Raw genomic sequence first — 10167 nt, forward strand, 5'->3', positions numbered from 1 at the left:
CGCCCCGGCGCGCGGCGGCGCCTCCTGCCCGGCCTCGGGCGTGGCGATGAAGGCGGCGAGCTGGTCCAGCGCCTCGGCCGCGTCCTCGCCCTCGGCGCGCAGCAGGATCTCGTCCCGCTCCTTGATGCCGAGCAGCATCAGCTTCACCGCGCTGCGCGCATTGGCGCGCTGGCCGCCGCGCTCCACCTCCAGCGTCGCGGTGAAGCGCTTGGCCAGCTGCACGAATTGCGTGGCGGGGCGGGCATGCAGCCCGTCGCGCACCGCGACGACGACATGCCGCTCCAGCGCCGCCATGACGAGGCCGGTCACGGCGCGATGACGATCTGCGCGCCGGGGCGCAGCGCCGCCACCAGCACCGCCAGATCGACCGGCTCGACACACAATTCGCCCGGCCGCTCCGGCGCGGCGGCGCCGTTGAAGTTCATCACCACATGGCCAAGCTCCTGCAGCTTGGCCCAGGCGCTGGGGCCAATGCCGGTCAGCACCGCCTCGACCTCGCCGATGGCCAGCCGCGCGCCGGGGCGCGGCACCAGCGCGGCGTCCAGGCTCTCGGTCCGGTGCAGCACGGAGACCTCGGCCAGCTCCGGCGGCGCGCCCTCGGCGAACAGGATCAGCACACCGCCGGCGATGAGATCGGCCGCCTCGGCGCCGATCTCGGTGATGGTGCTGCGCAGATGCACGGTCATGACGATATCCTCGGTCAGAGGGTCAGGCTGGCGAGCCAGGCGATCAGCACGGAGACGGGGCCCATGATCTGCCGGCTGATCAGCACGGCGGGCACGCCGATCTCGATGGTCCTGGGCTTGGCCTCGCCGAGCGCGAGGCCGACGGGGACGAAGTCGCAGCCGACCTGGGTGTTGTAGGCGAACAGCGCCGGCAGGGCCATGGCGGGGGCGATGGTGCCATTGGCGATCTGCGGGCCGATGATGGCGACGCCGATCACCTGCGCGATCACCGCGCCCGGGCCCAGCACCGGCGAGAGGAAGGGCAGGCCGCAAATGGCCGAGAGGATCAGCAGGCCGACGATGTTGTTGGCCAGCGGCCCCATCGGCGCCGCCAGCGCATCGCCGATGCCGGTGTAGAGGATGAGCCCGATCAGCATGGTCACGAAGGCCATGAAGGGCAGCACGTTGCGGATCACCTGGTCGATGGTGCGCCGCCCGGCATTGAAGAAGACATTCACCGCCTGGCCCATCACGCGGCCGACGCCGGTGATCAGCCGCACCAGGGCGGAGCTGTCGGCGGGCTGCGACGCCGCGGCCATGGCGGGCGGCGCCTCCGGCACGATGCTCGCGGCCGCCGCCGCGGGAGCGGCGCCCTCACCCGGCTGCAGCGGGTGCAGATTGGCCTCGCGCACGTCGGAGACGTAGATGTCCTCGGTGATGAACTGCGCCAGCGGGCCGGATTGCCCGACCGGCGTCAGGTTGATGGTCGGGATGCGCTTGCGCGGATAGACGCCGCAGCGCGCCGTGCCGCCGCAGTCGATGACCACGGCGCAGATCTCGCCCTCGGGCGGCGGGCTGCGGAAGCCATCGACGGCGGTGCCGCCGGTCATCTCCGCCAGGCGCTGCGCCAGGGGCGGGATGCCGCCGCCGGTGACGGCGACGATCTTGTCGCGCCGCGCATCGGGGGCGATGACCAGCGGCCCGCCCCAGCCATGCGCGCCCCGCTCGACACGCACGGCGCGGTAGCGGGTGTTCTGGATGCTGTCCATGGTCGCCTCGCTCAGAGCGTCACGCCCTGGCGGCGCGCCAGGATGCGGGTGATCCATTCGGTGACGATGCCCTTCAGCAGGATCACCAGCAGCCCCACCGCGAAATAGTAGATGGCGATGGTGACGTGATAGCCGGCCGGCACCTTGCCGCTGCGCTCCAGCTCCATCAGCGCGACCAGCACGCCGCCCCAGACGAAATACTCGCCCGGATTGGCGTGCGGGAACAGGCCGAGCACGGGATGCACGAAGGAGACGGCGCTGTCGTAGAAGGCGGGCTTGTGCCGCTCCTCCAGGAAGGTGCCGAAGGTGTAGGCCATCGGGTTGGTCAGGAAGAACACGGCGAGCAGCGGCAGCAGCGTGTAGCGCGTCAGCGCGTAGCGGCCGGCGGTCTGCGCGATGCCGTGCACCCGGCGTTCGCCGACCAGCTCGGTGACGGCGTAGAAGGCGGTCATCAGCACCACCAGCGTCGGGATGATGCCGGTGACGAAGCCCATGAAGACCTCGCCACCCTTCTGGAACACGCCGATGAAATGCTTGCCCAGGCTGGTCAGCCAGCCAAGCTGCTGCTCCTGGTTGCGCGAGGCCTCCTGCACGCGGCGGGCATAGTCGGAGGCCGAGACGCCGCCCTGCCCGTCCTGCACCAGCTGCACCAGAGAACCGGCATGGCCGGCGGCATCGGCCGCGGGCGCGTGGTGCAGCGCGTGCTGCGCCGCCTCCAGCGCCAGGCCGCCATGCAGCACGGCCTGCTGCGCCAGCTCGGCGCCGTGCAGCGCCAAGGTCTGAGAGATCACCATGGTTGTCCTCCCTCGCGGCGCGCCTGTGCCCGGCGCGTCCGGCGGTGAGCGGGATGCGTCAGGCCGGGCTGGCCGACAGGGATGGTTCGGGCAGGGCCGGCGCCTCGGCGGCCTTGCGGATCTGCGCGATGGCGCCGCGCAGGGCGGCGGCGCGGCCACGCTGGGCGGCGGGGAAGTCCCGCGTCTCCAGCGCGTCGAGCGGCAGCCCCTCCAGCTCCGGCGCGCGGCGGAAGCCGGCCAGCACCGAGCGGCCCTCCATCAGCAGCACGCGCCGCGCGACCAGATCGGGCCCGGCCACCAGCAGCACGATGACGCCCTTGGCCAGCACGCCGCGCGCCGCGCCGGTGCCGAGATAGCCCTCCGGCTCCTCGCGCAGCACCGCCTGCATCACCTGCCGGTAGTGCCGCATCTGCCGCCAGGTGCCGAGCGCCTGCAGCGCCCAGAGCACGCCCAGCAGCACCAGACCCCATTGCCAGGCCGGCATCACCCCAAGGGGCCCCTGCCAGAATTCCATCCTCTCCTCCCCGCGGCTTGGTGCCGCTGCGCTTGGGGCCGCGTTCAGCGCGGCCGTCTTGAGGGCGAGGATAGAACAATTGTCCAATAGCATGTCAATCTGTTCTTGCGGACCGATGACAGGCGGGGACACTGGCCGGGCCTCGGCGTAAGCTGCCCGTCAAGCCCAGGGCAGCAGGGCAGACGCCAAGGCCGCCCCGCAAGGCACGAGGAGGAGAGCACGCCATGTTGGACCTGGCCCTGGCGGCCGAGCTGGCCCGCACCCCGGACCTGGCGCACCGGCTGCGCCAGCTGCGCTTCTTCGACGCGCAGTTCCGGCTGGAGATGGAGGCGCTGTCGCGCCAGGCCGGATGCCGCGTGGCGATCGACCCGGCGCGGCTGACCCGTGCCTTCCTCGACTGGGCGGGCGCGTTGCAGCGCCAGCGCGGCGCGGCGGGGCTGGACCGGCGCGACTTCTCGGTCTTCGCCGGCGGGCTGCTGCTGGCGCGGCTGGTGGCGCTGATGCCGCTGCGGCTGGAGACGCCCCCCGCGCCGCCGCCGGAGACCGACCCGGCACTGGCCGAGATCATCCGCTTCTGGCCGGAGGGCTTCCTCTGCACCGGCTTCTGCCTGACCGCGCTGCAGGCGGTGCTGGAGCAGGAGGGGGCGGCGCCGCTGCACCTCTCCCCGGCGGCGCGCGAGCTGCGCCACTGGTGGTCCTTCCGCGAGAATGCCCGCAGCGACCCGGCCTCGGCGGTCGGCTTCTTCGACCTGTTCCTGGGCCAGGCGCCGAGCTGGGGCTTTCCCGACCTCGCGCGGGCGCGGCCGGCGATGCAGCGCGCCTTCCGCCTGCGCCGTGGCGGCGAGGCGGCGCTGCCGGAGGGCGCCGCCTTCTAGAACATTTGGATTGACGGAGACGCAAAAGTTCATACTCTCGGCGGCAAGCGCAGCCCGGGACCGCCTGGCGGAGGGCTGCCGTCAGGGAGAACGCCATGAACGCCGTCAATCCGATCGGCTTCGCCGCCACGCTGGCGAGCCGCGCCCGGGAGGGGCGCCCGGTGACCTTCGGCCTCGCCGGCACCGGCCAGATGGGCACCGACATCGTGGTGCAGGCCGCGCTGATGCCGGGGCTTCGCCTCGGCGCCATCTGCGAGATCCGCGCCGAGCAGGCCATCGACGCGCTGCTGCTCTCGGGCCGCGAGCGCGGCGACATCGCCGAGGCGCAATCCGCGCAGGCGGTCGAGGCCGCGCTGCACTCCGGCAAGGTCGCCGTCACCGGCGATTACAAATCGCTCTGCGCGGCGGGCGGCATCGACGTCATCATCGATGCCACCGGCAACCCCAATGTCGGCACCATGATCGCGCTGGAGGCGATGCGCCACGGCAAGCATGTGGTGATGCTGAATGTCGAGGCCGACATCACCATCGGCCGCTTCCTGCAGGAGGAGGCGCGGCGCGCCGGCGTGGTCTACACCGGCGCCGCCGGCGACGAGCCGGCCGCGACGCTGGAGCTGATCAGCTTCGCGCAATCCATCGGGCTCGACATCGTCGCCGCCGGCAAGGGCAAGAACAATCCGCTGAAATTCGACGCCACGCCCGACCAGTATGAGGCGGAGGCGCGCGCCCGCAACATGGCGACGCGCATGCTGGTCGAGTTCGTCGACGGCTCCAAGACGATGATCGAGATGGTGGCGATCGCCAATGCGACCGGCCTGGCGCCGGACGTGCCCGGCATGCACGGCCCCGCCGCGACGCGCGACGAGCTGGCGCAGGTGCTCTGCACCCGCGAGGATGGCGGCATCCTGAGCAAGCCCGGCATCGTCGACTATTCCATCGGCAAGGGCGTGGCGCCGGGCGTGTTCTGCGTCGTCAAGCCGCGCCATCCGCGCGTGCTGGAGCGGCTGGTCGACCTGAAGGTCGGGCCCGGCCCCTGCTTCACCCTGTTCCGCCCCTATCATCTGACCAGCCTGGAGGTGCCGCTCTCGGCGATCCGCGCCGTGCTGCACCGCCAGGCCGACATGCAGCCGCTGCCGCATCCGGTGGCCGAATGCGCGGCCGTCGCCAAGCGCGACCTGAAGCCGGGCGACGTGCTCGGCAAGATCGGCGAATACGACTATCGTGGCTTCGCCATGACCTGGCAGGAGGCGCGCGAGAGCAACGCCATGCCGCTGGGCCTGGCCGAGGGCGCGCGCGTGCTGAAGCCGATCCGCGCCGGGGAACGCTTGGGCCACGACAATTGCGCCCCCGACGAGAGCCTTCTCATCACCCAGATCCGGCGGCGGCTCGACCAGGCCGATGCGCGCTTCCTGGCCGCCTGAGCCCCGCCCGGGAGACGTGACCCATGTCCCAGCCCCTGCACGCCACCCCACCCGAGGAGACACCCGCCCGGCCGAACCGCCCGGCGGTCTATGACCGGCTCGGCCCCGAGGCGCTGCGCGAGGCGCTGCGCCGCATGCTGCTGGTGCGCCGCTTCGAGGAAGGCGCCGAGGAAGCCTATATGCGCGGGCTGATCCACGGCACCATGCATCTGTCGATCGGCCAGGAAGCCTCGGCCATCGGCATCTGCAGCGCGCTGGAGGAGCGCGACTACATCACCTCCACCCATCGCGGTCATGGCCATTGCATCGGCAAGGGCGCCGAGGTGAAGCGCATGTTCGCCGAGTTCTTCGGCAAGGAGACCGGCTATTGCCGCGGCCGCGGCGGCTCCATGCACATCGCCGATCCGGCGCGCGGCAATCTCGGCGCCAATGGCATCGTCGGCGGCGGCATCCCGATCGCGGTGGGTGCGGCGCTCTCGGCCAAGCGGCGCGGCACCGGCGCCGTCGCGGTCTCCTTCTTCGGCGATGGCGCCAACAATGAGGGGGCCTTCCACGAGGCGCTGAACATGGCCGCGATCTGGCGCCTGCCGGTGGTCTTCGTCTGCGAGAACAATGGCTATGGCATGTCGACCTCGATGGCGCGGGCGACCGCGGTGCCGAATGTCGCCGACCGCGCCGCCGCCTATGGCATGCCGGGCGTGATCGTCGATGGCAACCGCTTCGCCGATGTTGCCGAGGCCGCCTTCGCCGCCGTGGAACGCGCCCGCCGCGGCGAGGGGCCGACGCTGATCGAGAGCAAGACCTACCGCATCCGCGGCCATTCGCGCAGCGACCGCAACCGCTACCGCACCAAGGAAGAAATCGAATCCTGGCAACGGCGCGACCCGATCAAGCTGTTCGAGGAGGAGCTGACGGGCCTCGGCATTCTGCGCATGGAGGAGATCGTGGCGCTGCGCGCCGAGGTGGAGGCGGAGATCGCCGCCGCCATCGACTATGCCAAGGACAGCCCCGCCCCCGATGTGGCGGCGCTGACGCGCGACGTCTATGCGCGCGAGATCCGGCCGGAGGCCATGCGGTGAGCGCCCTGATGAGCGGAGTGACCGACAGCCCGGCGGGAGATTCGCCGCGCGAGCTGAGCTATGCCCAGGCGATCCAGGAGGCGATGGCGATCGCGCTGGAGACCGACCCCGCCGTGCTGCTGATGGGCGAGGATATCGGCGTCTATGGCGGCGCCTTCCAGGTGACCGGCGACCTGGTGCACCGCTTCGGCGAGGATCGCGTGATGGACACGCCGATCAGCGAGCTGGGCGGCGCCGGCGTCGCGGTGGGCGCGGCGCTGACTGGGCTGAAGCCGATCTTCGAGTTCCAGTTCTCCGACTTCGCCACGCTGGCCATGGAGCAGATCGTCAACCAGGCGGCGAAGCTGCGCTACATGCTGGGCGGCGCCGTCTCGGTGCCGCTGGTGATGCGCTTTCCCGCCGGCTCCGGCACCGGCGCCGCCGCGCAGCACAGCCAGAGTCTGGAAGCCTGGCTGGCGCATGTGCCGGGGCTGAAGGTGCTGCAGCCCTCGACCCCCTACGACGCCAAGGGCATGCTGCTGGCGGCGATCGAGGATCCGGACCCGGTGATGATCTTCGAGCACAAGCTGCTCTACAAGATGAAGGGCCCGGTGCCGGAGGGGCACTACACCGTGCCGATCGGCCGCGCCGCCATCCGCCGCCCGGGGCGCGACGTCACCATTGTCGCCACCTCGATCATGGTGCATCGCGCGCTGGAGGCGGCGGCGAGCCTGGAGGCGGAGGGCATCGAGGCGGAGGTGATCGATCTCCGCTCGCTGCGGCCGATGGACACGCCGACGCTGGTCGACAGCGTCAAGCGCACGGGGCGGCTGCTCTGCGTGCATGAGGGGGTGCGCAGCCTCGGCATCGGCGCCGAGATCAGCGCCGCCATCGCCGAGAGCGAGGCCTTCGACTATCTCGACGCGCCGATCCTGCGGCTGGGTGGCGCCGAGGCGCCGCTGCCCTACAATCCCGAGCTGGAAAAGGCGGCGGTGCCGCAGGTGCCCGGCATTCTCGACGCCGCGCGGCGCCTGGCCCGCCGGGAGGTCTGAGCATGGCGAGCGAGATCATCCTGCCGCGCGTCGACATGGACATGGCGACCGGCCGTGTCGCGCTCTGGCACACCGAGGATGGCGCGGCGGTGGAGAAGGGCCAGGCGCTGTTCGAGATCGAGACCGACAAGGCGGCGATGGAGATCGAGGCGCCGGAGTCCGGCGTGCTGCACATCGCCGATGCGCGCACGGGAATCGACATGCCGGTGGGCAGCGTGCTGGGCTGGATCACCGCCGCCGGCGAGGCGCCGCCGCGCCCGGCGCAAGACGCGCCTGCGGCCGCGCCCGATGCCGCGGTGCCGGTGCCCGAGGATGCGGTGAGCGCAACGGCTCCGCGCGAGCCCGCTTTGGCCGATGCCACGGCCGACGGGGAAATGCGCCCGCGCGCCACGCCGCAGGCGCGCCGGCTGGCCGACCAGTTCGGGCTGCAACTGGAAGACATACCCGGCAGCGGCCCGCGCGGCCGCATCCAGGCCCAGGATGTGCAGGCGGCGGCCGAGGCCGCGCCCGCGCTGCTCGCCACGCCGCCGCAACCCGTCTCCGGCGCGGCGGTGCTGCACCATGTCTGGCTGCGCCGCGGCCAGGGCGTGCCCAGCCTGCTGATCCACGGCTTCGGCTCGGAACTCGCCTCCTGGCGGCCGCTGCTCGCGAGTGCGGCGGAGAGCGGCCCGGTGCTGGCCATCGACCTGCCCGGCCATGGCCGCTCGCCGCTCGCCGGCGGCGCCGGGCTCGAGGATCTGGTGGACGCGGTGGAGGCGACGCTGCAATCGCTTGGCCTCGATGCGGTGCATCTGGTCGCGCATTCGCTGGGCGGGGCGGTGGCCACGGCGCTGGCGGCGCGCGGCAGCGTGGCCGTGCGTTCGCTGCTGCTGCTGGCCCCCGCCGGGCTCGGCCCCGCCATGCATGCCGAGTTCGTGCAGGGCTTCCTGCGCGCCGGCAGCACGGCCAGCCTGCAACCCTGGCTGAACCTGCTGGTGGCCGATGCGGCGCTGCTGCCGGGCGGCCTCGCCGCCGCCACGCTGCGCCAGCGCCAGGAGAACCGGGCGATGCTGGAGGCGCAGCGGCGCATCGCGGCCACGCTGCTGCCGGATGGCGTGCAGGCCATTGACACCCGCGCCCTGTTCGGCACGCTGCCCATGCCGGTCAAGCTGGTGCTGGGGCAGGAGGACCGCATCCTGCCCTGGCGTCAGGCGATGGGTCTGCCGGGCCATGTCGCTTTGCATATCTTCGCCGGCACCGGGCATATGCCGCAGCTGGAGCGCCGCCAGGAGGTAGCACGGCTCTGGGCGGAGCTGCGCTGCGCCGGAAACTGATCCGCCGGCCCGCCGGCGACCGACAGAACAGCGCGGATCCACCGCGCGGCTGAGGGAGAGAAACCATGGATTCGATCCTGACCGTGCTCAAGAGCGTGGTGGACACGCTGGGGCCGACGGTCCTGCTGCCTTTCATCATCGCCGGCATCGCGCTGGCGCTCGGCGTGCGCGCAGGCCGCGCCTTCCGCGCGGGGCTGACCATCGGCGTCGCCTTCATCGGCATCAACCTGGTGCTGGGGCTGATGCTGACCAGCCTGGGCGAGGTCGCCCAGGCCATCGTGCGCAACACCGGCATGCAGCGCGACATCGTCGATGTCGGCTGGCCCTCCGCCGCCGCCATCGCCTTCGGCTCCTCGGTCGGGCTGTGGGTGATCCCGATCGGCATCGCGGTGAACCTCGCCATGCTGCTCACCCGCATGACGCGCACGCTGAATGTCGATGTCTGGAATTTCTGGCATTTCGCCTTTGTCGGCTCGCTGGTCACGGCGGCGAGCGGCAGCCTGGTCTATGGGCTGGTCGCGGCGGCGCTGATGGCGGCGCTGTCGCTGATCCTGGCCGACTGGACCGCCAAGGGCGTGCAGCGCTTCTACGGCGTGCCCGGCGTCTCGGTGCCGCATCTGGCGTCCGCGCAGATCGTGCCGCTGGCCATCGCGCTGAACTGGGTGATGGACCGCATCCCCGGCTTCAACCGGCTGCATCTCGACACCGACAGCATCCAGAAGCGGCTCGGCGTGCTGGGCGAGCCGATGGTGCTGGGCGCGGCGCTCGGCCTGATCCTCGGCCTCGTCGCCTTCCACAATGATGGCGATGCCGGCGTGGTCCTTTCGAAGTCGCTGAAGGTGGCGATGAACCTCGCCGCCGTCATGCTGATCCTGCCGCGCATGGTGAAGATCCTGATGGAGGGGCTGATCCCGATCTCGGACGCGGCGCGCGACTTCGTGCAGAAGCGCGCCGGCGACCGCGAGCTGCATGTCGGCCTCGATTCCGCGATCCTGATCGGCCATCCGGCGGCCATCGCCAGCTCGCTGGTGCTGGTGCCCATCGCCATCCTGCTGTCGCTGGTGCTGCCGGGCAACCGCATCATCCTCTTCGCCGATCTCGCGGTGATCCCCTTCCTGGTGGCCATGTGCGCGCCGATCGTCGGCGGCAATGTGCTGCGCATGATCGTCATCGGCACGGTGACGCTGGCGATCGGCTTCTATGTCGGCAACAGCCTGGCGCCGCTGATGACGGGGGCCGCGCGCTCCGCCGGCTTCGCCATCCCGGCGGCGGCCAGCCTGATCACCAGCGTGGTGGACGGCTTCCTCTACGTGCCCTGGCTGCTGATCTCGGCGGTCACCGCGCTCGGCCTGCTCGGCCTGGCGCTGGCGGCGGCGGTGATCGCGGCGCTCGGCCTCGGCCTGCGCGCCGCCCCCGAGGCCTGGGA

11 protein-coding genes are annotated in these 10167 nt (G+C 71.7%); 6 read left to right on the forward strand and 5 right to left on the reverse strand.

The window, feature by feature from the left end; all coding sequences use genetic code 11:
• The 5 genes from HMPREF0731_RS17360 to HMPREF0731_RS17380 form a co-directional block, all read right to left on the reverse strand.
• The coding region (locus HMPREF0731_RS17360; protein ID WP_007005489.1) for an HPr family phosphocarrier protein at positions 1-309 on the reverse strand (309 nt) is incomplete at its 3' end.
• A complete protein-coding gene (locus HMPREF0731_RS17365; RefSeq protein ID WP_007005490.1) occupies positions 306-686 on the reverse strand; it encodes a PTS glucitol/sorbitol transporter subunit IIA in 381 nt (126 codons plus the stop codon). The genes HMPREF0731_RS17360 and HMPREF0731_RS17365, both read right to left, overlap by 4 nt.
• A 14-nt stretch (positions 687-700) precedes the next feature.
• Positions 701-1714, reverse strand: a complete 1014-nt coding sequence (gene srlE / locus HMPREF0731_RS17370; protein WP_007005491.1) for a PTS glucitol/sorbitol transporter subunit IIB — start codon at positions 1712-1714, stop codon at positions 701-703.
• 11 nt (positions 1715-1725) lie between these two features.
• Complete coding sequence (srlA, locus tag HMPREF0731_RS17375; RefSeq protein WP_007005492.1) at positions 1726-2508, reverse strand: PTS glucitol/sorbitol transporter subunit IIC; 783 nt, start codon at positions 2506-2508, stop codon at positions 1726-1728.
• A 58-nt stretch (positions 2509-2566) separates the two neighbouring features.
• A complete protein-coding gene (locus tag HMPREF0731_RS17380; protein ID WP_007005493.1) occupies positions 2567-3022 on the reverse strand; it encodes a transcriptional regulator GutM in 456 nt (151 codons plus the stop codon).
• A gap of 224 nt (positions 3023-3246) precedes the next feature.
• Between HMPREF0731_RS17380 and HMPREF0731_RS17385 the strand changes: the two genes are divergently transcribed.
• The 6 genes from HMPREF0731_RS17385 to HMPREF0731_RS17410 form a co-directional block, all read left to right on the forward strand.
• Positions 3247-3897 carry a hypothetical protein gene (locus tag HMPREF0731_RS17385; RefSeq protein WP_007005494.1) on the forward strand — a complete coding sequence of 217 codons (651 nt, stop codon included), beginning with the start codon at positions 3247-3249 and terminating at the stop codon, positions 3895-3897.
• 95 nt (positions 3898-3992) lie between these two features.
• A complete protein-coding gene (locus tag HMPREF0731_RS17390) occupies positions 3993-5318 on the forward strand; it encodes an NAD(P)H-dependent oxidoreductase (RefSeq protein WP_007005495.1) in 1326 nt (441 codons plus the stop codon).
• A gap of 23 nt (positions 5319-5341) precedes the next feature.
• On the forward strand, positions 5342-6397 hold the full coding sequence (locus HMPREF0731_RS17395) for a thiamine pyrophosphate-dependent dehydrogenase E1 component subunit alpha (RefSeq protein ID WP_007005496.1): 1056 nt from the start codon (positions 5342-5344) through the stop codon (positions 6395-6397).
• Between the two features lie 8 nt (positions 6398-6405).
• Positions 6406-7428: an alpha-ketoacid dehydrogenase subunit beta gene (locus HMPREF0731_RS17400; protein WP_040613881.1), complete on the forward strand. Its 1023-nt coding sequence runs from the start codon at positions 6406-6408 to the stop codon at positions 7426-7428.
• Between the two features lie 2 nt (positions 7429-7430).
• Positions 7431-8741, forward strand: coding sequence for an acetoin dehydrogenase dihydrolipoyllysine-residue acetyltransferase subunit (locus tag HMPREF0731_RS17405; RefSeq protein ID WP_007005498.1), 1311 nt, complete (start codon positions 7431-7433; stop codon positions 8739-8741).
• Positions 8742-8806: 65 nt separating this feature from the next.
• Positions 8807-10167, forward strand: a 1361-nt coding sequence (locus tag HMPREF0731_RS17410; protein ID WP_007005499.1) for a PTS galactitol transporter subunit IIC, incomplete at its 3' end; no start/stop codon positions are given.

Source organism: Pseudoroseomonas cervicalis ATCC 49957 (assembly GCF_000164635.1).
Lineage (GTDB): Bacteria > Pseudomonadota > Alphaproteobacteria > Acetobacterales > Acetobacteraceae > Pseudoroseomonas > Pseudoroseomonas cervicalis.

Excerpts from the sequence above, each read along its gene's own strand:
- srlA (WP_007005492.1), bottom strand. The coding sequence starts at position 2,508 with ATGGTGATCTCTCAGACCTTGGCGCTGCACGGCGCCGAGCTGGCGCAG.
- srlE (WP_007005491.1), bottom strand. The coding sequence starts at position 1,714 with ATGGACAGCATCCAGAACACCCGCTACCGCGCCGTGCGTGTCGAGCGG.
- HMPREF0731_RS17390 (WP_007005495.1), top strand. The coding sequence starts at position 3,993 with ATGAACGCCGTCAATCCGATCGGCTTCGCCGCCACGCTGGCGAGCCGC.
- HMPREF0731_RS17400 (WP_040613881.1), top strand. The coding sequence starts at position 6,406 with ATGAGCGGAGTGACCGACAGCCCGGCGGGAGATTCGCCGCGCGAGCTG.
- HMPREF0731_RS17385 (WP_007005494.1), top strand. The coding sequence starts at position 3,247 with ATGTTGGACCTGGCCCTGGCGGCCGAGCTGGCCCGCACCCCGGACCTG.
- HMPREF0731_RS17365 (WP_007005490.1), bottom strand. The coding sequence starts at position 686 with ATGACCGTGCATCTGCGCAGCACCATCACCGAGATCGGCGCCGAGGCG.
- HMPREF0731_RS17380 (WP_007005493.1), bottom strand. The coding sequence starts at position 3,022 with ATGGAATTCTGGCAGGGGCCCCTTGGGGTGATGCCGGCCTGGCAATGG.
- HMPREF0731_RS17405 (WP_007005498.1), top strand. The coding sequence starts at position 7,431 with ATGGCGAGCGAGATCATCCTGCCGCGCGTCGACATGGACATGGCGACC.
- HMPREF0731_RS17395 (WP_007005496.1), top strand. The coding sequence starts at position 5,342 with ATGTCCCAGCCCCTGCACGCCACCCCACCCGAGGAGACACCCGCCCGG.